The sequence below is a fragment of the Streptodolium elevatio genome (assembly GCF_053592165.1).
Genome location: NZ_JBSFVE010000008.1, coordinates 137,136 through 163,778, shown reverse-complemented (window position 1 = coordinate 163,778; position 26,643 = coordinate 137,136). Strand labels below are relative to the sequence as shown.

Below are 26,643 nucleotides of genomic sequence, written 5' to 3'. Positions count from 1 at the left end.
CATGCCCCCCACTCTCGAACAGCTCGTCCGAGCGCCCGCGCTCGACCTGGTCGTGCTGGCCGGGGAGCGGCATCTCGAGCGGGAGATCCGCTGGGTGCACACCAGCGAACTGGCCGATCCCACGCCCTATCTCGAGGGCGGCGAGCTGGTGCTCACGACCGGCATGAAGCTCGGGCGGTCGGCGGCCGAGCGGCGGGCGTACATCGAACGCCTCGCCGACGCGGATGTGGTCGGGCTAGGGATCGGGGTCGGGCTCACGCACGCCAAGGTGCCCGCCGCGGTAGTCGAGGCCGCCGAGGAGCGCGGGCTGCCGGTGTTCGCGGTGCCGCGCCCGACGCCGTTCATCGCGATCAGCAAGATGGTCTCGTCGGCCATCGCCGCCGACCAGTACGAGGCGGTCACCACCGGCTTCGCCGCCCAGCAGGAGCTGACCCGGGCGGTGCTCGGGCGCGAGGGTTCCGCCGCGCTCATCCGGCGGCTCGCGGTGCGCCTGGACGGCTGGGCGGCGCTGTACGACCAGTCCGGCACACCCGTGCACGTCAGTCCCGCGCCCGCCCGCGCCCAGGCCGCCGCGCTGGCCGCCGACGTGACCCGGCTGCGCGGGATGTCCGCGCCCGCGTCCGCCTCGTTGCAAGGGGCAGGGCCGCACGGGGAGCGCGTGGTTCTGCAATCCCTGGGCGCGGACCGCCGCATCCGGGGGTTCCTGGCCGTCGGCACCCACCGGGCCGCCAACCCGGCCGACCGGCAGATCATCGGGTCGGCCACGTCGCTGCTGACGCTCGCGCTGGAGCAGTCCCGCGCACTCGGTGCCGCCGAAGGACGCATGCGCACCGCGCTGCTCCGCCTGTGGTTCGGCGCGCCCTGGGCGGTGCCCGCCGCCGATGCATCCGCGTCCGCCCCTGACGCATCCGGCTCTGGAACGTCGGCCGCAGAGGCACCCGCCGGCGCTCCGGAAGCCGCCGACGAGCCCGCCCGCTCCTGGCCGCCCGGTCCGGCCTGGAGCACTTCCGCGGGCTCGGCGGACACCCTCGTCCGGGCCGTCGCACGCGACATGGGTTCCCCGCTGCCCGACGGCCCGCTGCTCGTGGCCGTCGCGCACGGGCCGGAGGCCGCGCGTACCTCGTTCGCGGAGCGGGTCGCCGGGGCCGCCAAAGAGGTCTTCGCCGCGGAGTTCGACGACGCCACGGTGCTCGTCGCCCCCGCGTCGCTGCTTGCCGACGACGCCGCCGTCCTGGACCGGGCCGCCCGGGCGGGGGCCGGCGGACTGGCGGTGGGCGTGTCGGGGGCGGCGGACCCGGGCGCGGGCGCCGAGGCGTTCCGGCAGGCGCGGCAGGCGTACGGCGTCGGCTCGCGCGCCGGGCGGGTGCTGACCGTCTACGGCCACGCGGGCGCGTCCCTGCTGCCGTTGCTCGGCGACCCCACGGTGCGCGGCTGGGCCGAGGAACTCCTCGCCCCGCTCGCCACACACGACGCCGGCGCGCGCGGCGACCTGGTGGCGTCCGTAAGGGCGTGGCTCGCCCGGCACGGGCAGTGGGACGCGGCCGCCGGCGACCTGGGGGTGCACCGGCATACCCTGCGCTACCGGATCCGCCGGGCCGAGGAGATCCTCGGGCGGCGTCTCGACGATCCCGACGTACGTGCCGAGCTGTGGCTCGCGCTGCGCCTGACCGAACGGGACGGCGGGTAGCCGGGCGCCTGGACTCGGCGCCGGCCTGGAACGTGTCCGCCGCCCTTCCACTGAGGCATATAGGCCGTCACTCATTTGGACACCGCGTACAAGGTCGCCCGCTTCCCGGCGCGCCTACCGTGGGGGAGCGGCGCATCGCCGTGTCCGTCCCGTACGCGATCCATGGAGTTCCAGTGACCACGACCCACGCGTTCTGGCTGGCCGGTCGGCAGGCGACCGGCGAGGCCGCCTTCGACGTCACCCACTCCTACGACAACAGCCTGGTGGGCCGCGTGAGCGTGCCGACGGACGCACAGGTCGAGGAGGCCGTCGCGGCGGCGTACGCGGTCCGTGACCAGTTCTCCGGGCTGCCCGCCTTCCGCCGCGCCGCGGCGCTCGACCACGTCGCGAAGCGGCTCGGCGAGCGGGCCGAGGAGATCGCGCGCCTCATCACCGCCGAGAACGGCAAGCCGATCAAGTGGGCGCGCGGCGAGGTCGGCCGCGCGGTCTCGGTGTTCCGCTGGGCCGCCGAGGAGGCCCGCCGCTTCAACGGCGAGGGCATGCGCCTTGACACCGACGCGGGCGGCACGGGCCGCTATGCGCTGGTACGCCGCTTCTCGCGCGGCGTCGTGCTCGGCATCGCGCCGTTCAACTTCCCACTGAACCTGGTCGCGCACAAGGTCGCTCCGGCCATCGCGGTCGGCGCGCCGATCATCCTCAAGCCCGCCCCGGCCACCCCGATCACCGCGCTGGTGCTCGGCGAGATCCTGGCCGAGACGGACCTCCCGGCCGGCGCGTGGAGCGTCCTGCCGGTGCCCAACGACAAGATGCCGGCCCTCGTCCAGGACGAGCGCCTGCCGGTCATCTCGTTCACCGGCTCCGGCCCGGTGGGCTGGTCGATCATGGACTCGGTGCCGCGCAAGCACGTGACCCTCGAACTGGGCGGCAACGCGGCGGCGGCCGTGCTCGCCGACTGGTCGTCGGACGCGGACATCGAGTGGGCCGCGTCGCGCGTCGCGACATTCTCGAACTACCAGGGCGGCCAGTCCTGCATCTCGGTGCAGCGCGTCATCGCCGACGCAGCCGTCTACGACCGCCTGGTCGAGAAGATCGTCGAGAAGGTGGGCGCGCAGGTCACCGGCAACCCCGGCGACGACAGTGTCGACGTCGGCCCGCTGGTCAGCGAGGACGCCGCCAAGCGCGTCGAGGCGTGGGTCGACGAGGCCGTGGCGGGCGGCGCGAAGCTGCTCGCGGGCGGTACGCGCGACGGAGCGACGTACGCCCCGACTGTGCTCGCCGAGGTCCCCGACAACGTGACGATCGCGTGCGAGGAGGTCTTCGGGCCTGTCCTCACCGTCACGAAGGTCGACGGGGACGACGCGGCCTTCGCGGCGGTCAACGACTCGCGCTACGGCCTCCAGGCGGGCGTCTTCACGCACAACCTGCAGACGGCGTTCAAGGCACAGAGGGCCCTGGAGGTCGGCGGCGTGGTCATCGGCGACGCGCCGTCCTACCGTGCCGACCAGATGCCGTACGGCGGCGCCAAGGAGTCCGGCGTCGGCCGCGAGGGCGTCAAGTACGCCATGGACGACTTCACGTACGAGCGCGTAATGGTCCTCACCGGTCTCGACCTCTGAGCCATCAGGGCGAGACCCCGCATACGACGGGCCCGGCGACCTGGGGTGGGTTGCGCCGGGCCCGTTTGCGTTTCCGCGGCCCGGCCCGCGGCCGGCTAGAGCCCGCCGCGGCCCCGGAAATGCGCACGCGTGGCTGCCGGAACCGCGTGATTCCGACGTTCGGCGTCCGCCAGGCGGGTGACCTTGGTGTGCTTCGGGTAGGTACGTCGCGGTAACACCGGCCGGTAACGGGCGGAATCCTCCGGGGCGGGCCGGGTACGTGAGGGGAACCCGCACGCGAGGAGGCCCACCGATATGCCCCCTGTCACGGAACGTGAGGCCCGCAAGGTCGCCGAGGAGGCGCGCGAGAGCGAGTGGCGCAAGCCCAGCTTCGCCAAGGAGCTCTTCCTCGGCCGGTTCCGGCTCGACCTGATCCACCCCCACCCCGAGCCCGACCCCGAACAGGTCGCCCGCGGCGAGGAGTTCCTCGCAAAGCTGCGGCGCTTCCTGGAGCAGGAGGTCGACCCGACGGTCATCGAGCGCGACGCCCGCATCCCCGACGAGGTGGTGCGCGGACTGCGCGAGATCGGTGCGCTCGGCATGAAGATCGACCCGGAGTACGGCGGGCTCGGGCTCAGCCAGTACCACTACAACAGGGCCCTGGTTCTGGTCGGCTCGGTCAACCCCGCACTGGGCGCGCTGCTGTCCGCGCATCAGTCGATCGGCGTACCGCAGCCGGTGAAACTTTTCGGGACCGAGGAGCAGAAGCGCGAGTTCCTGCCCCGTTCGGCGCGCGGCATCACCGCGTTCCTGCTGACCGAGCCCGACGTCGGGAGCGACCCGGCGCGGCTGGCCACGACGGCGGTGCCGACCGAGGACGGCGAGGCGTACCTCCTCGACGGCGTGAAGTTGTGGACCACGAACGGCGTCGTCGCGGACCTCGTCGTCGTCATGGCCCGAGTGCCGAAGACCGGCGACCGTAAGGGCGGCATCACCGCATTCGTCGTCGAGGCCGACTCACCCGGCATCACCGTCGAGAACCGCAACGCGTTCATGGGCCTACGTGGCATCGAGAACGGCGTAACGCGCTTCCACCAGGTACGCGTGCCCGCGGCCAACCGCATCGGCCCCGAGGGCGCGGGCCTGAAGATCGCCCTGACCACGCTGAACACCGGGCGCCTCTCGCTGCCCGCGATGTGCGCGGGCGGCGCCAAGTGGTCGCTGCGCGTCGCGCGGGAGTGGTCCGCGGAGCGCGAGCAGTGGGGGCGCCCGATCTCGGGGCACGAGGCGATCGCCGGCAAGATCGCGTTCATCGCGGCGACCGCGTTCGCGCTGGAGGCGGTGCTCGACCTGACCGGGCTGATGGCCGACGAGAACCGGCACGACATCCGCATCGAGGCCGCTCTCGCCAAGTTGTACGGCTCGGAGATGGGCTGGCTGGTCGCCGACGAACTCGTGCAGATCCGTGGCGGCCGCGGCTACGAGACCGCCGCGTCGCTCGCCGCGCGCGGCGAACGGGGTATCCCCGCCGAGCAGATGCTGCGCGACTCGCGGATCAACCGCATCTTCGAGGGCTCCACCGAGATCATGCACCTGCTGATCGCCCGTGAGGCGGTCGACGCACACTTGGCGGTCGCGGGCGACATCATCGATCCCGAGGCGACGCTCAAGAAGAAGGGCAAGGCGGCCGTCGACGCCGGCGGCTTCTACGCCAAGTGGCTGCCGAAGCTGGTCACCGGGGCCGGGCAAGTCCCGACGTCCTACAAGGAGTTCGGCGAACTCGCCGGGCACCTGCGGTATGTCGAGCGGGCCTCGCGTAAGCTCGCCCGCTCGACCTTCTACGGCATGGCGCGCTGGCAGGGGCGCATGGAGCGCAAGCAGGGCTTCCTCGGCCGCATCGTCGACATCGGCGCCGAGCTGTTCGCGATGAGCGCGTGCTGCGTACGTGCGGAGCAGTTGCGGCGGCGCGACCCCGAGCAGGGCGGTTCGGCGTACGCGCTGGCCGACCTGTTCTGCCGCCAGGCGCGCGTGCGCTGCGACGAGTTGTTCGGTCGTCTGTGGACCAACACCGACTCGTACGACGTCAAGGTGACCGAACAGGTCATGGCGGGCCGGCACCGCTGGCTGGAGGACGGCGTGGTCGACCCGTCGACGTCGGGTGCATGGATCGCGGCGGCGGACCCCGGACCGGCCAAGACCGACAACGCGCACCGCACGATCGACTGACCGACCGCAGGACCGGACGCGACGAGGCGGGCGAGCGGCAGAAGTCGGCCGCTCGCCTGTCGGCGGGAGCATCGTGTTCCCCGGGGAGATCGAAAGCGTGGGAATTGTCCCGGGGGCGTACGACGGGAGGCCTCCGAGGACCGTCACAATGGTTCGATGGACTCCCTGGCAGATCCGTACGCCCCCTTCTCCGACCCGGCGCAGCCCTCCGCGCGGCGCGACGTCGTGCTGCTCGGTTCCACCGGTTCGATCGGGACGCAGACGATCGACGTCGTCAAGGCCAATCCCGACCTGTTCCGCGTGGTGGGCCTGTCGGCCGGCGGCGGGCGTGTCGACCTTCTGGCCGCCCAGGCACTGGAGCTCGGGGTGGACGTCGTGGCCGTGTCGCGCGCGACCGCCGCGCAGGACCTCCAGCTCGCGTTCTACGCCGAGGCCAAGCGCCGGGGATACGCGACCGGCGAGTACAAGGTGCCGCGCATTCTGGCGGGGCCCGACGCCGCGACCGAACTGGCCGCGCACCCGTGTGACGTCGTCGTCAACGGCATCACCGGGTCGATCGGCCTCGCGCCGACGCTGGCCGCGCTCAAGGCCGGCACGATGCTCGCGCTGGCCAACAAGGAGTCGCTGATCGTCGGCGGCCCGCTGGTGAAGGCCGCCGCGCGGCCCGGCCAGATCGTGCCGGTCGACTCCGAGCACTCCGCGCTGTTCCAGGCCCTGCGCGGCGGACGGTACGACCAGGTCCGCAGGCTCGTCGTGACCGCCAGCGGCGGCCCGTTCCGCGGCCGGAGCCGTGCCGACCTCGGCGACGTCACGCCGGAACAGGCGATGGCGCACCCGACGTGGGACATGGGCCCGGTCATCACGATCAACTCGGCGACGTTGGTCAACAAGGGCCTTGAGGTCATCGAGGCGCACCTGCTCTACGACATCCCGTTCGACCGCATCGACGTCGTGGTGCACCCGCAGTCGATCGTGCACTCGATGGTCGAGTTCATCGACGGCTCCACCCTCGCCCAGGCCAGCCCGCCCGACATGCGCCTGCCGATCGCGCTCGCCCTCGGCTGGCCCGACCGGGTGCCCGACGTCGCCCCGGGGATGGACTGGACCAAGGCGCAGAGCTGGGAGTTCGCACCGCTGGACAACGAGGCATTCCCGGCCGTCCAGCTCGCGTGTGCGGCCGGAACCACCGGCGGCACCGCACCCGCCGTCTTCAACGCCGCGAACGAGGAGTGCGTGGACGCCTTCGTCGCCGGGAACCTCTCCTTCCTCGGAATCGTCGACACTGTGGCCCAGGTGCTGGGCGAGCATGATGTCCGCGGCACCGGGGGACAAGTCCTCACACTTGAAGATGTCCTCGACGCCGAACTGTGGGCCCGCCACCGCGCCCGCGAACTTGTCGCCGACGCACTGGGAGTAGCCCGATGACGTTGTTCATGACCGTGCTCGGCATCGTCGTGTTCGTGGTCGGCCTGCTGTTCTCGATCGCCTGGCACGAGGCCGGGCACCTCGCCATGGGCAAGCTCTTCGGGGTGCGCGTCCCGCAGTACATGGTCGGCTTCGGCAAGACCATCTGGTCGAAGAAGATCGGCGAGACGGAGTACGGCCTCAAGGCGGTCCCCGCGGGCGGCTACTGCCGGCTCATCGGCATGTTCCCGCCGGACAAGGACGGCAACCTCAAGGCCAAGAGCACCTCGCCGTGGCGCAGCATGATCGAGGAGGCGCGCGAGGCGTCGTACGAGGAGGTCGGTCCCGGTGACGACAGCCGCCTCTTCTACACCCGCAAGCCGTGGCAGAAGTTCCTGATCATGTTCGCCGGGCCAGCGATGAACCTGGTGCTGGGCGTGGCGATCCTGGCCGGGGTGTGGATGACGTACGGCGTCATGGAGCCCGGCACGAAGGTCGCGGTGGTGACCGACTGCGTGGTGAAGGCGAGCGAGGCGGGCCGCGAGTGCGCGCCCGGGGACGAGGCCGCGCCGGGCAAAGCCGCGGGACTCCAGGTCGGCGACCGCATCGTGCAGTTCAACGGCGTGCCGGTGAAGTCGTACGACGACCTGCGCCCGCTGATCCGGGAGAGCAGCGGCCAGGTCACCGTGGTCGTCGACCGCGGCGGCCAACTGGTGACGCTCACGCCGACCCTCGCCCAGAACGAGATGGCCAAACTCGACGGCGACGGCCGGCCCATCGAAGGCAAGTACGTCAGCACCGGCTTCCTCGGCTTCAGCCCGCTGAACGAGCAGCACACGCTCGGCGTCGGGGGCGTGGTGGACGAGCTCGGGTTCTACATGGAGAAGTCCGTCGAGGGCCTCATGCGGATCCCGGAGAAGGTCCCCGCGCTGTTCGGCGCGGCGTTCCAGGGGGACGAGCGCGACGAGGACTCGCCGGTCGGCATGGTCGGCGCCGCGCGCATCGGCGGCGAGGTCATGGCCGCCGACGTGCCCGCCGAGTCCCGGCTGATCATTTTCGTGCAGTTGCTGGCCATGGTGAACATCGGTCTGTTCCTGTTCAACATGCTGCCGCTGCTGCCGCTCGACGGCGGCCACATGGTGGGTGCCATGTGGGAGTCGCTGCGGCGCCGCCTCGCCCGGCTGTTCAAGCGGCCCGACCCCGGCCCGTTCGACGTCGCCAAGCTGATGCCGGTGGCGTATGCGGTGGCGGTCGTCTTCATCGGCTTCACCGTGCTGGTCCTGATCGCGGACGTGGTCAACCCCGTCAAGGTGACCTGACCACGACCGCCCCGGCCGGCGACGGGCCCGACGACACGACGACTATCGAATCCGGAAAACCAACCCGGTCGTTTCCAGAGGCGACCGCGTGGTTGTCGAAACGCTGTGTGCCGGTACTGCAACAGATTCGCTCGGTACCGGGCGCGTTTACCCGGCAACCGGGTGCGTGCCGTAGCTTGGTGATCGGCCTCTCCCGCCACCTGTGCGCCACCCGGCGGAAGGGGCCGAGCATCTTTCGTCCGACCTACCCGGGACTGAATCAGCTATGACCGCGATCACTCTGGGAATGCCTTCCGTACCCGCCCGGCCGATCGCTGCGCGCCGCAAGTCGCGGCAGATCATGGTCGGCAACGTGCCGGTGGGCGGCGACGCCCCGGTGTCGGTGCAGTCGATGACCACCACGTTGACCTCCGATGTGAACGCGACCCTGCAGCAGATCGCCGAGCTGACGGCCTCCGGCTGCCAGATCGTCCGCGTGGCGGTGCCGAGTCAGGACGACGCGGACGCCCTCCCGGACATCGCGCGCAAGTCCAAGATCCCGGTGATCGCGGACATCCATTTCCAGCCCAAGTACGTCTTCGCGGCGATCGACGCCGGGTGCGCTGCGGTCCGCGTCAACCCGGGCAACATCAAGGCGTTCGACGACAAGGTCGGCGAGATCGCCAAGGCCGCGTCCGCGGCCGGGGTGCCGATCCGCATCGGCGTCAACGCCGGATCGCTCGACAAGCGGCTGCTCGAGAAGCACGGCAAGGCCACCCCCGAGGCGCTGGTCGAGTCCGCGCTGTGGGAGTGCTCGCTGTTCGAGGAGCACGACTTCCGGGACATCAAGATCTCGGTGAAGCACAACGACCCGGTCGTGATGATCGAGGCGTACCGGCTGCTCGCCGAGCGCTGCGACTACCCGCTGCACCTCGGCGTGACCGAGGCGGGGCCGGCGTTCCAGGGCACCATCAAGTCGTCCGTGGCGTTCGGCGCGCTGCTGAGCCAGGGCATCGGCGACACCATCCGGGTCTCGCTGTCCGCGCCGCCGGTCGAGGAGATCAAGGTCGGCAACCAGATCCTGGAATCGCTCGGCCTGCGGCAGCGCGGCCTGGAGATCGTGTCGTGCCCGTCGTGCGGGCGCGCCCAGGTCGACGTCTACAAGCTCGCCGAGCAGGTCACCGCGGGCCTGGACGGGCTCAAGGTGCCGCTGCGCGTCGCGGTCATGGGCTGCGTCGTCAACGGCCCGGGCGAGGCGCGCGAGGCGGACCTCGGCGTCGCGTCCGGCAACGGCAAGGGCCAGATCTTCGTCAAGGGCGAGGTCATCAAGACCGTCAAGGAATCCCAGATTGTCGAGACGCTCATCGAGGAGGCGCTGATCCTCGCCGAGCAGATGCAGAAGGACGGCATCATCTCCGGCGATCCGATCGTCGACGTGAGCTGAACGACGGGACTGCCCCCGGACGTTCGGGGGCACGCGTCACGAGATCAGCGCGGGAACGGCGGCGAAAGCCGCCGGTTTCCGCGGACGGCCCCGCACCGGTCATCCGGTGCGGGGCCGTCGCACGTCGTGCGCGGGCAGGCGACTCGGTCGGCCGCGGGCGGGCCCGACCTCGCGCGGCGCGTCCGCTCGGCTGCCAGGTGTTCGATCGCGTTCCACCGCGGTGCACGCCTCCACCCGATCGGGGGTTTTCGTGGCCCGTGGGAGTGACAAGGCGTTACAGGACTTCCGCTCACGGTGAGCGTTGCTGATCATCGGCCGTAGAGACGGCGCACACGGCGTCGGCGGGAGGGGGCGCTGCGGTGCGACGCATGGTCATCCGGGGGCTCGCCGCGGGAGTCGCGATGCTCGGCACACTCGCCGCGCTCGCCACCGCCGGACCCGCCGCCACCGCGCTCCCCGAAGCACCGCCGCGCGTCTCGCCAGGCCTCGCCTGGGGGACCTGCCCGCCCGACCTCTCGCGCGCGCTGCGCTGCGGCACTCTCGACGTCCCGCTCGACCACACGCGCCCCGACGGGCCGACCACCTCGCTCGGCGTCTCGCTCGCCCAGGCGACCGGGACCAAGATGGGCACGATCCTCGTCAACCCCGGAGGGCCGGGCGGCCAGGGCATGTGGCTCGCGGCGGCCGTGCAGCGGGCGCTGCCCGCCGACCTGCGCGCGGCGTACGACATCGTCGGCGTGGACCCGCGTGGCAACGGGCACAGCTCGCCCATCCAGTGCGTCGACACCGAGGCGTTCGACAAGGCACCCAAGCCCGACCCCGTGCCGCGTTCGGACGCCGACAAGCAGGTGCTGCTCGCCCGGGCGAGGGCGTACGCCGAGGGCTGCGCCGCCCGGGCCGGCGCGATGCTGCCGTACCTGAGCACCGAGGCGAACGCGCGCGACCTCGACGCGGTGCGCGCAGCGCTCGGCGAGGAGCGGATCGGCTACATCGGCTGGTCGTACGGCACCTACCTCGGCGCGGTCTACGGCCACCTCTACCCGCAGCGCGTCGACCGCATGATCCTCGACAGCATCGTGGACCCGAGCCCCGAGGGCATCTGGTACGGCGTCAATCTCGGCCAGGACATCGCCTTCCAGGCCCGCTGGCGCGACTTCACCCGATGGGCCGCCCGGCACGACGCCGCGCTCCGGCTCGGCGCCACCCCCGACGGTGTGGAGGACTCGCTCGCACGGGTGCTGGCCGGCGTACGCGCGGCTCCGGCCGGGCCGGTCGGACCGGCCGAGGTCTACGACATGCTGTCCGGCGCGATGTACGACGACGACGGCTGGACCCCGCTCGCCCGCGCCCTCCGCGCCTACCTCGACGCCGACCACGGCCCGATCACGAAGCTGTACGAACCACCCAGCGCCGACAAGGCCAACAGCACCGCCATCTACACCGCGGTCGAGTGCGCCGACGGCCCGTGGCCGCGCGACTGGGCCGTATGGAACCGCGACGCCGACGCGCTGCACCGCGCCAACCCGATCCTCACGTGGCCGAATACCTGGCTCAACGCACCCTGCCAGTTCTGGCCGGTGGCGCCGCGCGAGCCCGTGCGGCTGACCGGTGCCGGGCTCCCCGGGGTGCTGCTCGTGCAGGCCGAGCGCGACGCGGCCACGCCGATGATCGGCGGCGTCGCCATGCACCGCGCGCTGCCGACCTCGCGCCTGGTCACCGTGACCGATGGCGGCAACCACGGCGTCTTCGTCTTCAACCCGAACAAGTGCGTCGCCGACATCGCGCACGCCTATCTGCGCGACCGCACGCTGCCCGCGAGCGACCGCACATGCGCGGCGGGCGCCGCACCGGATCCGGACACCGGGAAGGACCGATGACGACGACCCGCGCCGTGCGGCCGCGGCGCCCCCACGGCCGGCCCATCCGGCGCGCCGCCGCCGCGTCCGCCGCCCTGCTCCTCGCCGGCTCGCTGACCACCGCGACACCGCCCGCGGCGGCCGACACCCCGCCCCCTCCCGGCAGTGGCCCTGAGGCGGCCCCCGAGGCTCCTCCGGCGCCCGGCGTGACGTGGGGATCGTGCCCGGCGGGCGCCCCCGCGACCGAACGCTGCGGCACCATCCGCGTGCCGCTCGACCACGATCGCCCAGGCGATCCGGCGACGCTCCGCATCGGCGTCTCGCGGTCACCGGCGACCGGCCGCGCCGCGGAGCGTCAGGGCATCCTCGTCTTCAACTTCGGCGGCCCGGGAGCCGCCGGCGTCGGCTCGGCGGCCTCGCTCGCGCGCTCGCTGCCCGAGCCGGTCCGGCGGGCGTACGACGTCGTCGGCTTCGACCTGCGCGGGCGCGCCACCAGCAGTCGGCTGGACTGCCTCGACCTCGCGACCTTCGCCCGGGCGCCGAAGCCGGACACCGCGCTCACCACCCCGGCGGGGCAGAAGGCGATCACCGAGGCGGCCCGCGTGTTCGCCGAGGGATGCCGGGCCGACTCGCCGGAGATGCTGCCGTACCTGACGACCCGGCAGATTGCCGAAGACGTCGACGCGGTGCGCGAGGCGTTCGGCGAGACGAAGATCAACTACCTCGGCTACTCGTACGGCAGCTACCTCGGCGCCGTCTACGGCCAACTGCACCCCGACCGCGTGCGGCGCATGCTCCTGGACAGCGTCGTCGACCCGACCAAGGTCTGGTATGAGACCGGCTTCGCCCAGGCGCGGGCCTTCCGCGAGCGCCAGCGCGACTGGGCCGAGTGGGTCGCGCGCCACGAGACGACGTACCGCATGGGGAAGACCCGGTCCGACGTCCTCGCGCAATGGGACCGCGCCCGCGAGGAGTTGGCCGCGAAGCCCGCCGACGGCGTCTTCGGCGGCACCGAGTTCGACCTGATGACCATCGCCAACCTGTATTCGGACCGGCAATGGCCGCGGCTGGCCGCGGCGGTGTCGGCGTACCGGGTGCGCGGCGACGCGGCGCCCATGCGGGACCTCAAGGGCCCGGTGACGGGCGACGACGAGAACTTCGAGTCGGTCATGCAGGCGGTGACGTGTGCGGATGCGCCCGCTCCCGACGACCCGGCGGTGTTCGCCGCCGACACGGTGCGCCTCAAGGCCGAGCACGGCTACCTCGGCGCGACCGTCGCCGCCGCGGGCGCGTGCCTGTACCTCCAAAGCAACACCCTGCCCCCGGTCACCGTCGACGGCGCCGGGCTCCCCGGAGTCCTGCTGGTGCAGGGCTCGCGCGACCCGGCGACGCCCTATGCGGGAGCCGTGCGGATGCGGACCGCACTGCCGTCGTCGCGAATGCTGACCGTCGACGGGAGCGGCAACCACGGTCAGTTCGTCGGGGGCGGCAAGTGCGTCGACGACGCCGGTGCCGCGTACCTCGCCCGGGGCGAACTGCCCGCGCGCGACTGGAGTTGCCCCGCGCTGCCCCCGCCCACCCCGGACACCCGTGTCGCGCCCGGGGATACGCGGACGCATCCGGCGGTGCCGTAGCCCCACCCCGCCCCCACCTGCCCCTCACTGCCCCCGCCTGCGCCTCTTGCCCTGAACTGCCCGCCCGCGCACCGTGCGGGCCCCCGGCGTCATCGGCCGGCGAGGGGCGGTTCCCGGCGCGCCGAGGGGCGTCGCGCAACCGTGGCCCCGACTCCGTACTCTGGTGGGGTGATCCGCCGGATGGCAGGGTGAGCCACGTGTTGAGCTCGGTTTCCTCCAAAGTCCTCGACGGCACCGACCTGCCCGCGGTCCTCGAACTGCTGGACAGCGACCCGGTGACCAACGTCTTCGTCGCCTCGCGTGTGCACCTGGCCGGTGCCGACCCGTGGCGGCTCGGCGGCGAGCTGTGGGGCTACTACGAGAGCGGGCGGCTGGCGTCGCTGTGCTACGCAGGCGCCAACCTCGTCCCCGTGGCGGCCGGACCCGAGGCCATAAGATCCTTCGCCGACCGCGCCCGCCGACAGGGCCGGCGCTGCTCGTCGATCGTCGGCCCCGCCGACGCCGCGGCGAACCTGTGGGGACTGCTGGAGCCCTCCTGGGGCCCCGCGCGCGACGTACGCCCGGTGCAGCCGCTCATGGTGGCCACCCGGCCCTCCACGGCCGTCACGCCGGACCCCGCGGTGCGGCGGGTGCGGCGCGAGGAGATCGACATCGTGATGCCCGCGTGCGTCGCGATGTTCACCGAGGAGGTCGGCGTCAGCCCCCTGGTCGGCGACGGCGGCGCGCTCTACCGCGCCCGGGTGGCCGAACTGGTGAACTCCGGCCGCGCGTTCGCCCGCATCGAGGACGGCCGCGTGGTCTTCAAGGCGGAGATCGGCGCGGTGACCCCGCACGCGTGCCAGATCCAGGGCGTGTGGGTCGCCCCCGAGAGGCGCGGCGAAGGGCTGTCCGAGACCGGTATGGCCGCGGTGCTCGACTTCGCGCTGCGTGAGGTGGCCCCGATCGCGAGCCTGTACGTCAACAGCTACAACGTGCCGGCCCGCGCCGCGTACCGCCGCGTCGGCTTCGCCGAGACCGGCGCGTTCATGAGCGTGCTGTTCTGAGCCGCCGCTGTTCCGAGCAGCCGCTGCGATAGCGTCCCCGCCATGGAATGGACGTGTCGGCTGATCGACCTCGCCGCGTACACCGTCGAGACGGTCGAAGTGCAGGCGCTGGCGTTCGGACTCACCGACGACGAGATGTCGGTGCGCCGCCGCATAGTGCAGCGGCACGCCCAGTTCGCGGGGGTGCGCGCGCTCGGCGCGTTCTCGCCCGAAGGGCACCTGGTCGGGTTCGGCTACGGCTACCCGAACATCAAGGACCAGTGGTGGAGCATGGTCATCGAGCCGTACCTCGCCCGGACCGGGCACGCGGACTGGCTCGACGACGCCTTCGTCGTGGGGGAGTTGCACGTGCTGCCGGCGTGGCAGGGGCACGGCGTCGGGCGCACGCTGCTCAGCTTGTTGTGCCAGGGGCAGGACCGTACGCGCATCCTGCTGTCGGCCGTCGACGAGGACACACCGGCCCGACGGCTGTACTACGGCGTCGGGTTCGTCGACCTGGCCGTGCCGGTGCTGTTCCCCGGCAACGTCAGGCCCTACTGCGTGATGGGTGCGGAACTGCCGCTGCTCGTAGAGTGAGCGCGCGAAGCGGACCCGGAACGGGCCCCGTGCGCAACCCGAGGGAAGCCCGAGCGGTCAGGAGAGCCATTCGGCGACCGACAGCATGTCCTCGCCCGCGGGGTCGCCGACCGAGACGCACCAGAGCCCGAGGGCGAGCGCCTGCACCAGCGCCCAGCCGCGTACGCGCTCGACGTCGAGGTCAAGGGAGTTCGCCAGCCACGTCACACGCCGCCTGACCACCGCCTGAGGGCGGGTCTCGGCGACCACGGTGGCCAGCCGGTCGCGCACCAGCGGGCCCAGGTCGAACGCCGGCTCGCCGAGCATCGGCCGCGGGTCGATGGCCAGCCACTTGGCGCGCTCGGCGGCGAGCACGTTGCCGTGATGGCAGTCGGTGTGCAGGACGACGACGCCCGGCTGCGACGCCGCCAGATCCGCGCACAGCGACACGGCCTCGTCCAGCAGGGACTTGGGGCAGGGGCCGCCGAGTTCGGCGAACCTCCGGGGCATCGACTCGACCCAGTGCCCCACGCGGTCGGCGACCAGGTCGATGGCCGAGTCCTCGGGCGGCGCGATCCACAGGTGCCGCAGGACCTCGACCGCTTCGAGCATCGCCCGGTCCTCGGGGAGCGAGCGCAACGAGACGTCGGGCTGCAGACGTTCGAGGAGCAGCGCCCCACGCGGCGCGTCGGCGTCCAGGAGGCGCACCGCGCCGCGGCCCGCCCATATCGCCAGTGCGTCCGCCTCGTGCGCCGTGTAGCGGTCGACGAACCCGAGCTTGAGGGTCGCCGGGGTGTCGTCGTCGCGCCGCACCAGCAGCGTCAGGCTGAGCGCGCCGCCCGGCAGTACGGGCCGCTCGGCGGTCAGCCGCCACCGGTCCAGGAACTCGGCGGCGGATTCCGGCAGGCCCGCCAGCCACGGCCGGGCCGCCTCCTCGCCGCACCAGCGCAGCGCGGTGCGTACGAGCCGCTCGGGCACTTCCACCGGCGAGGTCACGAGGGCTTCCCCGAACCGGTGTGCGAGGCACCCGATTTGGCAGTGGACCCGGCGGGCGTCGCCGACGGTGCGCCGGGACCGGCCGCGGTCCCGCCCGGTGCGGCGCGTTCGGGCAGGCCGGGGAAGGCGATGCCCGCGCCACGCCACCGCGCGCCCTCGACGGCGGTCTGCTGGAGCCATTTGGCGGCCGAGATGCGCTGGTCGCCACCCGAGGCGGCGACCAGGTCGACCAGGTGCGCCGCCACACCGTCCTCCAGGTACACGGCGAGCCGCGAGGCGTCGGCGGCGGTGTCGACCGCGAACGGGAGCGTGTACGCCGGCGCGGCGGCCCGCGGCTGTCCGCCCTGCCCGGTGATCAGCCGCTCGATCTCGTCGCGTCGTGCGCGGTGGGCGTCGTACGCCGTGCGCGCCTGCGCCTTGGCGGCCCCCTCCGACTTCGCCCCGACGACGCCGTAGCCGTAGACGGCCGCGTGCTCGGCGTCCAGCAGCGACTGGAGCGCCTGGAGGACCGGGCTCTCCTTGCCCGAGGGGGAGGGGGTCGTCATGCGGCGCTCCCGAGGTTCTGCGCGTGGACGAACTGGCAGGCGGAGACCGACGCGAGGACGCGCGCCAGCTCGGGGGTCGCGGCCGGCAGGTCGACCAGGCGGCCGTCCGCGCCGCGCTGTTCGCGCGACGCCAGGTCGGCGAGTGCCGCCTTGGCGTCGACCGGCACGGATTCACCCGGGGGAGTGGACACCGGCGGCGGAGTGCGCGTTCCACCGAAAGCGGTGAGGTGCAGGCCCACTTCGTCGGCGTACGGGCGCAGTCGGCCGCCGAGGTCCGGATGCGCCGCGATGACCGCGTCGTAGCGGTCCAGGAGAGAGGCCGACGCCTGCTTCGCGCGCTCGCGGATCTCGTCGTCCGCCTTGCGTTGCGCGGGGGTCGGACCGGAACTGTCGTCCGAGGTACAGGCCGTCGCACCGAGCCCGACGGCGACGAGCGCGCCCAGGCCGGTCAGAACGGTCCTGCGCGTCGGCCCAGCGTCGCGCATTGCTTCGACTCCCGCTGATCGTGTGCACCCGTTTTCCCGCATTTCCCGCGCACGGCGCGGGTCCAGTCGGACGCTACCGCATCGGTCACCGTGCGGCCGGGCGGCTGACCGCGCGTGCACGCGAACTGTTGCGGACCGGATACTGTTGTCTATCTCAGCGGTCGGCCCCGAGGCCGACCCGCCCGCAGATACGCGACAACAGCACACGCAGCCGAGGAGTCGTCCGGATGAGCACCACCCAGAGGGACCGGCTGCGGGAGCTGCTGGAACCCGTCGCCTCGGGCGCGGGGGTCGACCTCGAGGACGTCTCGGTCAGCCCCGCGGGCAAGCGCCGGGTGCTGCGCATCGTGGTGGACGCCGACGGCGGTGTGGACCTGGACGCGGTCGCGTCGTTCAGCCGCAAGTCGTCCGAGGCCCTGGACGCCTCCGATGTGATGGGCAGCCAGCCGTACGTCCTGGAGGTCACGACCCCGGGCGTCGACCGGCCGCTGACCGCCGAACGCCACTGGCGCCGGTCCGCCGGGCGCCTCGTGGAGGTGCAGCTCGCCGAGGGCGGCAAGGTGACCGGCCGCGTCACCGCCGCCGACGCGGACGGCGTGGACCTGGACGTGGACGGCACCGCGCGGCGCATCGCCTACGCGGACGTCGCCAAGGCCGCGGTGCAGATCGAGTTCAACCGCAAGGCCGCGGACGACGCGGATGCGGACGCAGATGCGGACACCGACGCGGGCGACGACGCCGGCGAGGACACCGACGACATGGACGAGGAGGCGTAGGACGTGGACATCGACATGAGCGCCCTGCGCGGGCTCGAGCGCGAGAAGGAGATCAAATTCGATCGCCTGGTCGAGGCGATCGAGTCGGCGCTGCTCACGGCGTACCACCACACCCCGGGCAGCCAGCCGCGGGCGCGCGTGGAGCTGGACAAGGCCACCGGCCACGTGACCGTGTGGGCCGCCGAGACCGACGACTCGGGCGCGACCGTGCGCGAGTACGACGACACCCCGCACGACTTCGGCCGGATCGCGGCGACCACCGCCAAACAGGTGATTCTCCAGCGTCTGCGCGACGCCGAGGAGGAAGTGACCTTCGGCGAGTACGCGGGCCGCGAGGGCGACATCGTCTCCGGCGTGGTCCAGCAGGGCAAGGATCCCCGCAACGTCATGGTCGACCTCGGCAAGGTCGAGGCGATCCTGCCGCACGCCGAGCAGGTGCCGGGCGAGCGCTACGAGCACGGCCTGCGCCTGCGCGCGTACGTCGTCACCGTGCGCCGCGGCCCCAAGGGCCCCTCGATCGGCCTATCGCGCACCCACCCCAACCTGGTGCGCAAGCTGTTCGCGCTGGAGGTCCCGGAGATCGCGGACGGCTCGGTGGAGATCGCCGCCATCGCCCGCGAGGCCGGCCACCGCACCAAGATGGCCGTCTACTCGACCCGGCAGGGCCTCAACGCCAAGGGCGCGTGCATCGGCCCGATGGGCGCCCGGGTGCGCGCGGTGATGGCCGAGCTGCACGGCGAGAAGATCGACATCGTCGACTGGTCGGACGACCCGGCCGCGATGGTGGCGAACGCCCTGTCGCCCGCACGGGTGAGCCACGTCGAGATCGTCGACCTCGCGGCCCGCTCGGCGCGCGTGACGGTCCCCGACTACCAGCTGTCACTGGCGATCGGCAAGGAAGGGCAGAACGCCCGGCTCGCCGCACGCCTGACCGGCTGGCGCATCGACATCCGTCCCGACACCGAGTCAGGTGGCGGAGAAGGCGGCCAGGCGCGGCCGGGCGGCGGAACGCCCGAGCCACGTCGGGGTGGGGAGCGGTAGACTTACTTGATGTCTGGTCGGACACGGGTTAACGCATGCCCATCTACACGTAAGGGACAGGCCCTGCCGGAAGCGGCGGGACCGGTGCGTACGTGTGTGGGATGCCGGGCCCGTGCCGCCAAGACCGACCTGGTGCGAGTCGTGGCGGTCGAGGGCGCATGCGTCCCCGACCCGCGCGGCACCTTGCCCGGGCGTGGTGCGCACGTGCACCCCGACCCGGAATGTCTTGCCCTCGCGGAGCGCCGGAAGGCGTTCCCGCGGGCGTTGCGCGTGAGCGGGCCTTTGGAACTGGCCCGATTGCACGCATTGGTCGCCCCGGATGGTGAGGGGCAATGATCGGCACGGAACAGCAGTACCTCGCGAGTTGGAAGTAGGTCGAGATTGCGATGAGCACTCGATGAGTACGCGATGAGTACGTACATGCGGTAGCGACGGTCCGGCGGACGACCACCCCGGACCAGAAGGAGCGACGTGGCAAAGGTCCGGGTATACGAGCTCGCAAAAGAGTTCGGAGTCGAGAGCAAGGTCGTCATGGCCAAGCTCCAAGAACTCGGTGAGTTCGTCCGGTCGGCGTCCTCGACAATCGAGGCACCGGTCGTACGCAAGTTGACTGACGCATTCAAGAAGGACGGCGGACCCTCCGCACGTCCTGGCGCGCGCAAGCCCGCGGCCCCCGCGGCCCCGGCTTCCGCTCAGGGTCCGGCTGCCGCCGCGGCCCCCTCCACCTCCGCACGCCCGGGCCCGCGCCCGGCCGGCGGAGCCCCCACTCCCGGCCCGCGGCCCGCCGCGGGTCCGCGCCCGGGCGGCGACGCCCCGGCGCCCGCCGGTCGTACGCCCGGCGGAGCTCCGCGCCCCGGCGCCCAGCCCGGACCCGGCCAGCCGGCTCCGGCGCAGCCCGGTCCCGCGCAGCGCACCGGCGGTGCGCCCGCTCCGGGTGCCCGTCCGGGCCCGCGTCCGGCCGCCGCCCCGGCAGCCGGCGCCCCGCAGACGCCGAGCGCACCGCGTCCGGCCGCCGCGTCCCCCGGTGCCCCCGCGGCCCGTCCGGGCGCGCGTCCGGGTGGCCAGGGCTCCGGCGCCCCGGCGCGTCCGGGCCAGTCCGGCGGCCCCCGTCCGGGCGGCCAGTCCGGTCCCGGCGGGCGCAGCGGCGCCCCCGGTGGTCCCGGCGCACGTCCGGCCGCCCCGCGTCCCGCGGGTCCGCGTCCGGGCAACAACCCCTTCACCTCGGGCAGCACGGGCATGCCCCGTCCGCAGGCTCCGGGCGGTCAGCGCCCGGGTCCCGGCGGCGGTCCCGGTGGTCCGCGTCCGGCGCCTTCGGGCGGTCCGGGCGGTCCCCGTCCGGGTGGCTCCGGCGGTCCGGGCGGTCCGCGTCCGGGCGGCTCGGGCGGCGGCCCCGGTGGTCCCCGTCCCAACCCCGGCATGATGCCGAACCGTCCCGCTCCGGGCCCGCGCCCGGGTGGCGGTCCGGGTCGTCCCGGCGGCGGCCCCGGCGGTCGTCCCGGCGGCGGTGCCGGTCGTCCGGGCGGCGGCGGCTTCGCCGGTCGTCCGGCCGGTCCGGGCGGCGGCGGTGCCGGTCGTCCCGGCGGTCCCGGTGGCGGCGGCGGTGCCGGTCGTCCCGGTGGCGGCGGCGGTTTCGCCGGTCGTCCCGGCGGCGGTCGCGGCGGCCCCGGCGGTCGCGGTGGTACGCAGGGCGCCTTCGGTCGTCCCGGCGGTCGTCCCGGCCGTGCCCGCAAGTCGAAGCGCCAGCGTCGCCAAGAGTTCGACAACATGTCGGCTCCCGCGATCGGCGGCGTGCAGGCTCCCCGTGGCAACGGCGGCGTTCTCCGCCTGTCGCGCGGCGCCTCGCTGACCGACTTCGCGGACAAGATCGGCGCGATCCCCGGCTCGCTCGTCCAGATCATGTTCCACCTGGGCAAGATGCTGACCGCGACGCAGTCCTGCTCCGACGAGGACCTGAAGGACCTCGGTGTGGAGCTGGACTGGGACGTGCAGATCGTCAGCCCCGAGGAGGAGGACCGCGAGCTGCTCGAGTCCTTCGACCTCGAATGGGGCGAGGACGAGGGCGACGAGGAAGACCTTCGTCCGCGTCCGCCGGTCGTGACCGTCATGGGCCACGTCGACCACGGCAAGACCCGACTCCTCGACGCGATCCGCAAGACCAACGTGGTCGCGGGCGAGGCGGGCGGCATCACGCAGCACATCGGCGCGTACCAGGTCGCCACCGAGGTCAACGGCGACGAGCGCAAGATCACGCTCATCGACACCCCGGGCCACGAGGCGTTCACCGCCATGCGTGCCCGTGGTGCCAAGTCGACGGACATCGCGATCCTCGTGGTCGCGGCGGACGACGGCGTGAAGCCGCAGACGATCGAGGCGCTCAACCACGCGCAGGCGGCGGACGTGCCGATCGTGGTCGCGGTCAACAAGATCGACAAGGAAGGCGCGGACCCGACCAAGGTCCGCGGCCAGCTGACCGAGTACGGCCTCGTGGCGGAGGAGTACGGCGGCGAGACCATGTTCGTCGACATCTCCGCCAAGCAGGGGATGGGCATCGACGAGCTGCTCGAGGCGGTCATCCTGACCGCCGACGCGGCGCTGGAGCTCAAGGCCAACCCCGACCAGGAGGCCCAGGGCATCGCGATCGAGGCGCACCTGGACAAGGGCCGCGGCTCCGTCGCGACCGTCCTGGTGCAGCGCGGCACCCTGCGGGTCGGCGACGCGATCGTGGTCGGCGAGTCGTACGGCCGCGTCCGCGCCATGCTGGACGAGAACGGCAACAACGTCACCGAGGCGGGTCCGGCGCGTCCGGTCCTGGTGCTCGGCCTGACCACGGTGCCGGGCGCCGGTGACAACTTCCTCGTGGTCGAGGAAGAGCGCACCGCCCGCCAGGTGGCCGAGAAGCGCGCCGCGGCCAACCGCAACGCGCTGCTCGCCCGCCGCAACAAGCGGGTCTCCCTTGAGGACCTGGACCGGGCCCTCAAGGAAGGCCAGATCCAGCAGCTCAACCTCATCCTCAAGGGCGACGTGTCCGGTTCGGTCGAGGCCCTCGAGGACGCGCTGCTCAACCTGGAGGTCGGCGAGGACGTCGAGCTGCGGATCATCGACCGCGGCGTCGGTGCGATCACCGAGTCCAACGTCACCCTGGCGGTGGCCTCGGACGCGATCATCATCGGCTTCAACGTCCGGCCGGAGGGCCGGGCGCGGACGATGGCCGAGCGCGAAGGCGTGGATGTCCGGTACTACTCGGTCATCTACCAGGCCATCGAGGAGATCGAGGCCGCGCTCAAGGGCATGCTCAAGCCCGAGTACGAAGAGGTCCAGCTCGGCACGGCGGAGATCCGCGCGGTCTTCCGCTCGTCCAAGCTCGGCAACATCGCGGGCTGCATGGTCACCTCCGGCCAGATGCGCCGCAACGGCAAGGCCCGCCTCATCCGCGACGGTGCGGTTGTCGCCGACAACCTCACCATCGAGGGCCTGCGCCGCGAGAAGGACGACGTCACCGAGGTCCGCGAGGGCTTCGAGTGCGGTATCAACCTCGGGTCGTACAACGACATCAAGGTGGACGACCGCATCGAGACGTTCGAGATCCGCGAGAAGCCCCGGGGCTGACGCCTTCGGCAGGCTTCGCAGTACCGCAACGGGTGCCCTCCGCGCCGACTCAGTCGGCGCGGAGGGTTCTCCGTTGCACCGCCGAGGCACCGCCAAGGCACCGTGAGAACAGCAAGACACAGCAAGACACAGCAAGACACAGCAAGACACACAGGGAAAACACGCAAGGAACACAACCGCACCACGAGCCGTTCAAGCTATGAGCGGCACACCCTGATGGCCCCCGGGCGCCTGGCCCGTGATGCCCGTGTTCGTAGGAACGATCACCCTCGACCTGCTGTTCGGCGACGTGCACTCCCTGAAGGAGAAGCGCTCGCTGCTCCGCCCGATCCTGGCGGATCTCCAGCGCAAGAATGCCGTTGCCGCGGCCGAGGTTGACTATCAGGATCTACATCGGCGCAGCCGGATCGGCCTCGCGGTGGTCTCCGCGACCGTGGAACGGTGTGCCGAAGTGCTGGACGAGTGCGAGCGGCAGGTCGCCGGGCGACCTGAGCTGGAATTGCTGTCCGCCCGCCGCCGGGTGTTCAGCGAGGATGATTGACACGCCGGGCCTGGACGGCCCCCCGAGGGCTTGACGGCCCGCCCAAGTTGGAGGATCAGTGACCGACACCGCGCGGGCGCGCAAACTGGCGGACCGCATCAAGGTCGTGGTCGCCGAGACGCTGGACCGGCGGATCAAGGACCCCCGCCTGGGCTTCGTCACCATCACCGATGCCCGGGTGACCGGCGACCTGCGGGAAGCCACGGTGTTCTACACGGTTTTCGGCGACGAGACCGAGCGGGAGGCCAGCGCCGCGGCGCTGGAGAGTGCCAAGGGCATCCTCCGCAGCGAGGTCGGGCGGCAGACCGGCGTGCGCTACACGCCGAGTCTGGCGTTCGTCGCCGACGCCGTCCCGGACAACGCGCGCCAGATCGATGAGCTGCTTGCCAGGGCGCAGGAGGCCGATGCGGCGGTACGCTTCACCGCTGCGGGTGCCAGCTATGCCGGCGACGCGGACCCGTACCGCACTCCGGCCGAGGACGACGACCTCGACGAGGACGGCGGGGACTCCACGAAGGAGGACGAGCAGCGTTGAACCCCACGGTGTCGGCGGCCGGAATCCCGGGCCCCACGAAGGCGATGGACCAGCGCGGCGCCTCGGCGCCCCCGTCCGCCCTGCCCGCGGGGCCGCCGACACCGCCGGGCGAACGGGAATGGGACGAGGTGGCCGCCCTGGTGGCCACCGCGTCCCGCATCGACCTGCTCGCCCATGTCAGTCCGGACGGCGACGCGCTCGGCTCGGCCCTCGCGGTCGGCCTCGCGCTGCGGGCGCAAGGTCGCGACGTGCATGTGTCGTACGGCGACGACCCGCTCGTCGTCCCCGCGTCGCTCACCTTCCTGCCGGGCCTCGACATGCTGGTGCCGCCCGCGGAACTGCCGGACCGGCCCGACCTGGTGATCGTCTTCGACACCGCGGCCGGCGCCCGGCTCGGCCTGCTGGAGGCCAAGGCCAAGGCCGCACGGGCGCTCGTGGTGGTCGACCACCACGCGTCCAGCACCCGCTTCGGCACCCACCACCTGATCGACGTCACGGCCCCCGCCACCGCGGTGCTCGCCGAGGAACTGGTGCGCCGCGTCGGCGGCACGCTGACGGCCGAGGTCGCCACCGCGCTCTACACGGGCCTGGTCACCGACACCGGCTCCTTCAAGTACGCCGCGACGACCCCCGAGACCCACGCGATGGCCGCACGCCTCCTGGCCACCGGCATCCCGCACGACCTCATCTCCCGAGCCATCTGGGACACCTGCCGGTTCGGCTACCTCAAGGTGCTCTCCGCGGCCCTCGACGCAGCGCGCCTGGAGCCCGGCGCGGCCGGGGGACTGGGCCTGGTGTGGACCGTGGTCACGCGCGCCGACCGGGCCGAGTACGGCGTACGCCTCGACGAGATCGAGGGCATCATCGACGTCGTCCGCAAGAGCGCCGAAGCCGAGATCGCGCTGGTGCTCAAGGAGGACGACAAGGGCCGCTTCCAGGCGTCCGCGCGCTCCAAGGGCCGCGTCGATCTCGGCAGTGTGTGTGCGGCACTGGGTGGCGGCGGGCACGCGTACGCGGCCGGGTACACAGCCGCCGACGAGCCGCTCGACGCCGTGATGGACCGGTTCCGCGCGCAACTGGAGGCGGCGGTGGGCGAGGCGGGGCGCGGGGACGAGGGGTCGGCCTGACCGGACCCGTCCGACCCTGACCTCTTGCCTGTCAGCCCACACGACGCTCTGACCTCCTGACCCTCGTTGACAGTCGGCCGTCGGACGCCCGGCCACCGGGACGCCGAAGCCGAACGCTCCGCAGAAAGCCGGCCCGGAAACCCACCATGAGCAAGCCACGCCGCAACGCCGGACCCCCGCCCCCCGACGGCCTCGTCATCGTCGACAAACCCGCGGGACTCACCTCGCACGACGTCGTCGGCCGCATGCGCCGCATCGCCGGTACGCGACGGGTCGGCCACGCCGGAACCCTCGACCCGATGGCCACCGGGGTCCTGGTTATCGGCATCGAGAAGGCCACCCGCCTGCTCGGCCACCTCGCCCTGACCGAGAAGACGTACGAGGCGACGATCCGCCTCGGCCAGGCCACCGTCACCGACGACGCCGAGGGCGAGGTCACCGCGACCACGCCCGCGGGCGAGGTGACCCGCGAGGCCGTCGACGCGGGCATCGCCGGGTTGACCGGCGCCATCATGCAGGTTCCGTCGAAGGTCTCGGCCATCAAGGTCGACGGCAAGCGGTCGTACGCGCGCGTCCGCGAGGGCGAGGAGGTTGAGCTCGCGGCGCGGCCGGTGACCGTGTCCCGGTTCGACGTGCACGACATGCGCCGCGACGCGGACGTGGTCGATCTCGACGTCACCGTCACCTGCTCGTCCGGCACGTACATCCGCGCGCTGGCCCGCGACCTGGGCACGCACCTGGGCGTGGGCGGCCACCTCACGATGCTGCGCCGCACCGCGGTCGGGCCGTACCCGATCGAGGGCGCGCGCACGCTGGAGCAGTTGGAGGAGTCCTTCTCCGTCCTGCCCATCGCGGACGCCGCGGCCGCGGCCTTCCCGCGCCGCGACGTGACCGCCGACGAAGCCCGCCTGGTGGCCCACGGCGGCCGTCTGAAGGCCGAGGGAGCCGCTGCCGGGCCCGTCGCCGTCTTCGACCCCGACGGGGCCTTCCTGGCCCTTGTGGAGGAGGCGCAGGGGCAGGCCAAGCCCATCGCGGTGTTCGTCGGCTGAACCGGCCCCGCCCCGGCGACCCGCGGGAGTCCGGGCCCGATCAAGCGCGGCGGGCGGCGCATGGCAGGCTTGGTCCTGTGGCGGTCCCCAGTGCCGCGGGAATCCCTCACCGGAATCCGCGGGCGGCAAGTCCCGGGGCAACCGCCACAGGTACGGTCGCAGGAACCGTCACAGGAACGAGGAGCGGTCAGGTGCAGCGCTGGCGTGGCTTGGAGGACGTCCCATCCGACTGGGGGCGTTCCGTTGTCACCATCGGGTCCTACGACGGTGTGCACCGAGGGCACCAGCGCGTGATCGGCCAGGCCGTGGAGATCGCCCGCGAGCGCGGACTCCCCTCGGTCGTGGTCACCTTCGACCCGCATCCGAGCGAGGTGGTCCGCCCCGGCAGCCACCCGCCGCTGCTCACGCCGCACCACCGGCGGGCCCGGCTGATGGCCGACCTCGGTGTCGACGCGGTGCTTATCCTGCCCTTCACGCTGGAGTTCTCGCGCCTGGACGCGGCCGACTTCGTGCGGCAGGTGCTCGTCGACGCGCTGCACGCCCGGGTCGTCGTCGAGGGCGCCAACTTCCGCTTCGGCCACAAGGCCACCGGGAACGTCGAGCTGCTCGAACGGCTGGGCGAGCAGTACGACTTCACCGTCGTCGAGCCTGAGCTGTTCACCGACGGCGACACGGTGTTCTCCTCGACCGTCGTGCGCGGCCTCGTCGCCGACGGCGATGTGGACGGCGCCCGCGTGGTCCTCGGCCGCCCGCACCGCGTCGAGGGCGTCGTCGTGCGTGGCGACCAGCGCGGACGCGAACTCGGCTATCCCACGGCCAATCTGGAGACTCTGCCCTACACCGCGATCCCCGGCGACGGAGTGTACGCGGGGTGGCTCGTCGTCGACGACGAGCGGCTGCCCGCGGCGATCTCGGTCGGCAGCAACCCGACGTTCGACGGCACGGAGCGCCGGGTCGAGGCGTACGCGCTGGACCGCACCGACCTCGACCTGTACGGCGTGCACGTCAGCGTCGAGTTCCTGGCTTGGCTGCGCGGCATGGAGAAGTTCGACTCGATCGAGGCGCTGCTCGAGCGGATGGCCCACGACGTGAAGCGAGCGCGCGACCTCGTGGACGCCTACGACGCCGCGGCCGCCTGAGGCCGCCACCACCAGGACGCACGGTCCGCGTCCGGGCCCGGGCGTTGCCGCCCGCACAAAC

Annotated in this window: 22 protein-coding genes; 19 read left to right on the top strand and 3 right to left on the bottom strand. The window is 72.6% G+C overall.

Annotated elements, in window-relative coordinates; all coding sequences use genetic code 11:
- Nucleotide 1 precedes the first annotated feature (1 nt).
- From ACWD12_RS17040 to ACWD12_RS16995, 10 genes are all read left to right on the top strand, one after another.
- Nucleotides 2-1,687 (top strand): PucR family transcriptional regulator ligand-binding domain-containing protein, encoded by a 1,686-nt coding sequence (locus tag ACWD12_RS17040; protein ID WP_450100160.1) that lies wholly within the window; start codon nucleotides 2-4, stop codon nucleotides 1,685-1,687.
- 173 nt (nucleotides 1,688-1,860) lie between these two features.
- On the top strand, nucleotides 1,861-3,303 hold the full coding sequence (locus ACWD12_RS17035; protein WP_450100159.1) for an aldehyde dehydrogenase family protein: 1,443 nt from the start codon (nucleotides 1,861-1,863) through the stop codon (nucleotides 3,301-3,303).
- A gap of 294 nt (nucleotides 3,304-3,597) precedes the next feature.
- A complete protein-coding gene (locus ACWD12_RS17030; protein ID WP_450100158.1) occupies nucleotides 3,598-5,508 on the top strand; it encodes an acyl-CoA dehydrogenase family protein in 1,911 nt (636 codons plus the stop codon).
- 156 nt (nucleotides 5,509-5,664) lie between these two features.
- On the top strand, nucleotides 5,665-6,933 hold the full coding sequence (gene dxr, locus ACWD12_RS17025; RefSeq protein ID WP_450100157.1) for a 1-deoxy-D-xylulose-5-phosphate reductoisomerase: 1,269 nt from the start codon (nucleotides 5,665-5,667) through the stop codon (nucleotides 6,931-6,933).
- Complete coding sequence (locus ACWD12_RS17020; RefSeq protein ID WP_450100156.1) at nucleotides 6,930-8,231, top strand: M50 family metallopeptidase; 1,302 nt, start codon at nucleotides 6,930-6,932, stop codon at nucleotides 8,229-8,231. The genes dxr and ACWD12_RS17020 overlap by 4 nt, the downstream gene beginning before the upstream one ends.
- Before the next feature lie 265 nt (nucleotides 8,232-8,496).
- Nucleotides 8,497-9,654 carry a flavodoxin-dependent (E)-4-hydroxy-3-methylbut-2-enyl-diphosphate synthase gene (gene ispG / locus ACWD12_RS17015; protein ID WP_358353901.1) on the top strand — a complete coding sequence of 386 codons (1,158 nt, stop codon included), beginning with the start codon at nucleotides 8,497-8,499 and terminating at the stop codon, nucleotides 9,652-9,654.
- 368 nt (nucleotides 9,655-10,022) lie between these two features.
- The gene (locus ACWD12_RS17010) at nucleotides 10,023-11,531 is read left to right on the top strand and encodes an alpha/beta hydrolase (RefSeq protein WP_450100260.1); all 1,509 of its coding nucleotides are present in this window, start codon (nucleotides 10,023-10,025) and stop codon (nucleotides 11,529-11,531) included.
- Nucleotides 11,528-13,144, top strand: coding sequence for an alpha/beta hydrolase (locus ACWD12_RS17005; protein WP_450100155.1), 1,617 nt, complete (start codon nucleotides 11,528-11,530; stop codon nucleotides 13,142-13,144). Before ACWD12_RS17010 ends, ACWD12_RS17005 begins: the two co-directional genes overlap by 4 nt.
- Nucleotides 13,145-13,344: 200 nt before the next feature.
- A complete protein-coding gene (locus ACWD12_RS17000; RefSeq protein WP_435839048.1) occupies nucleotides 13,345-14,187 on the top strand; it encodes a GNAT family N-acetyltransferase in 843 nt (280 codons plus the stop codon).
- Between the two features lie 42 nt (nucleotides 14,188-14,229).
- Nucleotides 14,230-14,763 (top strand): GNAT family N-acetyltransferase, encoded by a 534-nt coding sequence (locus ACWD12_RS16995; RefSeq protein ID WP_358353906.1) that lies wholly within the window; start codon nucleotides 14,230-14,232, stop codon nucleotides 14,761-14,763.
- A 57-nt stretch (nucleotides 14,764-14,820) separates the two neighbouring features.
- On the opposite strand, the gene ACWD12_RS16990 is transcribed toward ACWD12_RS16995, so the two are convergent.
- From ACWD12_RS16990 to ACWD12_RS16980, 3 genes are read right to left on the bottom strand one after another with little or no spacing between them, the layout of a single operon-like run.
- The gene (locus tag ACWD12_RS16990) at nucleotides 14,821-15,738 is read right to left on the bottom strand and encodes an aminoglycoside phosphotransferase family protein (protein WP_450100154.1); all 918 of its coding nucleotides are present in this window, start codon (nucleotides 15,736-15,738) and stop codon (nucleotides 14,821-14,823) included.
- Nucleotides 15,735-16,283 carry a ferritin-like domain-containing protein gene (locus ACWD12_RS16985; RefSeq protein ID WP_450100153.1) on the bottom strand — a complete coding sequence of 183 codons (549 nt, stop codon included), beginning with the start codon at nucleotides 16,281-16,283 and terminating at the stop codon, nucleotides 15,735-15,737. Before ACWD12_RS16985 ends, ACWD12_RS16990 begins: the two co-directional genes overlap by 4 nt.
- Complete coding sequence (locus ACWD12_RS16980; RefSeq protein WP_450100152.1) at nucleotides 16,280-16,768, bottom strand: hypothetical protein; 489 nt, start codon at nucleotides 16,766-16,768, stop codon at nucleotides 16,280-16,282. Before ACWD12_RS16980 ends, ACWD12_RS16985 begins: the two co-directional genes overlap by 4 nt.
- Nucleotides 16,769-16,995: 227 nt before the next feature.
- On the opposite strand from ACWD12_RS16980, the gene rimP reads away from it, so the two are divergent.
- From rimP to ACWD12_RS16935, 9 genes are all read left to right on the top strand, one after another.
- Nucleotides 16,996-17,544 (top strand): ribosome maturation factor RimP, encoded by a 549-nt coding sequence (gene rimP / locus ACWD12_RS16975; RefSeq protein WP_358353914.1) that lies wholly within the window; start codon nucleotides 16,996-16,998, stop codon nucleotides 17,542-17,544.
- Between the two features lie 3 nt (nucleotides 17,545-17,547).
- Entirely contained in the window at nucleotides 17,548-18,585 is a 1,038-nt protein-coding gene (gene nusA / locus ACWD12_RS16970; protein WP_358353915.1) for a transcription termination factor NusA, read from the top strand.
- A 9-nt stretch (nucleotides 18,586-18,594) separates the two neighbouring features.
- The gene (locus tag ACWD12_RS16965; protein ID WP_358353917.1) at nucleotides 18,595-18,921 is read left to right on the top strand and encodes a YlxR family protein; all 327 of its coding nucleotides are present in this window, start codon (nucleotides 18,595-18,597) and stop codon (nucleotides 18,919-18,921) included.
- Between the two features lie 135 nt (nucleotides 18,922-19,056).
- Nucleotides 19,057-22,191: a translation initiation factor IF-2 gene (gene infB / locus ACWD12_RS16960; RefSeq protein ID WP_358353919.1), complete on the top strand. Its 3,135-nt coding sequence runs from the start codon at nucleotides 19,057-19,059 to the stop codon at nucleotides 22,189-22,191.
- A gap of 247 nt (nucleotides 22,192-22,438) precedes the next feature.
- Nucleotides 22,439-22,732, top strand: coding sequence for a DUF503 domain-containing protein (locus tag ACWD12_RS16955; protein WP_358353989.1), 294 nt, complete (start codon nucleotides 22,439-22,441; stop codon nucleotides 22,730-22,732).
- Nucleotides 22,733-22,790: 58 nt separating this feature from the next.
- Nucleotides 22,791-23,267, top strand: a complete 477-nt coding sequence (gene rbfA, locus ACWD12_RS16950; protein ID WP_358353921.1) for a 30S ribosome-binding factor RbfA — start codon at nucleotides 22,791-22,793, stop codon at nucleotides 23,265-23,267.
- Nucleotides 23,264-24,394: a DHH family phosphoesterase gene (locus ACWD12_RS16945; RefSeq protein ID WP_358353923.1), complete on the top strand. Its 1,131-nt coding sequence runs from the start codon at nucleotides 23,264-23,266 to the stop codon at nucleotides 24,392-24,394. Before rbfA ends, ACWD12_RS16945 begins: the two co-directional genes overlap by 4 nt.
- 146 nt (nucleotides 24,395-24,540) lie before the next feature.
- The gene (gene truB / locus ACWD12_RS16940) at nucleotides 24,541-25,443 is read left to right on the top strand and encodes a tRNA pseudouridine(55) synthase TruB (RefSeq protein WP_450100151.1); all 903 of its coding nucleotides are present in this window, start codon (nucleotides 24,541-24,543) and stop codon (nucleotides 25,441-25,443) included.
- 191 nt (nucleotides 25,444-25,634) lie between these two features.
- Complete coding sequence (locus ACWD12_RS16935) at nucleotides 25,635-26,582, top strand: bifunctional riboflavin kinase/FAD synthetase (protein ID WP_450100150.1); 948 nt, start codon at nucleotides 25,635-25,637, stop codon at nucleotides 26,580-26,582.
- Nucleotides 26,583-26,643 lie beyond the last annotated feature (61 nt).

What these genes read in the sequence shown, in the direction of transcription:
- ACWD12_RS17040 (WP_450100160.1), top strand. Translation starts at nt 2, where the DNA reads ATGCCCCCCACTCTCGAACAGCTCGTCCGAGCGCCCGCGCTCGACCTG.
- truB (WP_450100151.1), top strand. Translation starts at nt 24,541, where the DNA reads ATGAGCAAGCCACGCCGCAACGCCGGACCCCCGCCCCCCGACGGCCTC.
- ACWD12_RS17030 (WP_450100158.1), top strand. Translation starts at nt 3,598, where the DNA reads ATGCCCCCTGTCACGGAACGTGAGGCCCGCAAGGTCGCCGAGGAGGCG.
- dxr (WP_450100157.1), top strand. Translation starts at nt 5,665, where the DNA reads ATGGACTCCCTGGCAGATCCGTACGCCCCCTTCTCCGACCCGGCGCAG.
- ACWD12_RS17010 (WP_450100260.1), top strand. Translation starts at nt 10,023, where the DNA reads ATGGTCATCCGGGGGCTCGCCGCGGGAGTCGCGATGCTCGGCACACTC.
- ACWD12_RS16995 (WP_358353906.1), top strand. Translation starts at nt 14,230, where the DNA reads ATGGAATGGACGTGTCGGCTGATCGACCTCGCCGCGTACACCGTCGAG.
- ACWD12_RS17005 (WP_450100155.1), top strand. Translation starts at nt 11,528, where the DNA reads ATGACGACGACCCGCGCCGTGCGGCCGCGGCGCCCCCACGGCCGGCCC.
- ispG (WP_358353901.1), top strand. Translation starts at nt 8,497, where the DNA reads ATGACCGCGATCACTCTGGGAATGCCTTCCGTACCCGCCCGGCCGATC.
- ACWD12_RS17020 (WP_450100156.1), top strand. Translation starts at nt 6,930, where the DNA reads ATGACGTTGTTCATGACCGTGCTCGGCATCGTCGTGTTCGTGGTCGGC.
- ACWD12_RS16965 (WP_358353917.1), top strand. Translation starts at nt 18,595, where the DNA reads ATGTCTGGTCGGACACGGGTTAACGCATGCCCATCTACACGTAAGGGA.
- rimP (WP_358353914.1), top strand. Translation starts at nt 16,996, where the DNA reads ATGAGCACCACCCAGAGGGACCGGCTGCGGGAGCTGCTGGAACCCGTC.
- ACWD12_RS16985 (WP_450100153.1), bottom strand. Translation starts at nt 16,283, where the DNA reads ATGACGACCCCCTCCCCCTCGGGCAAGGAGAGCCCGGTCCTCCAGGCG.
- ACWD12_RS16980 (WP_450100152.1), bottom strand. Translation starts at nt 16,768, where the DNA reads ATGCGCGACGCTGGGCCGACGCGCAGGACCGTTCTGACCGGCCTGGGC.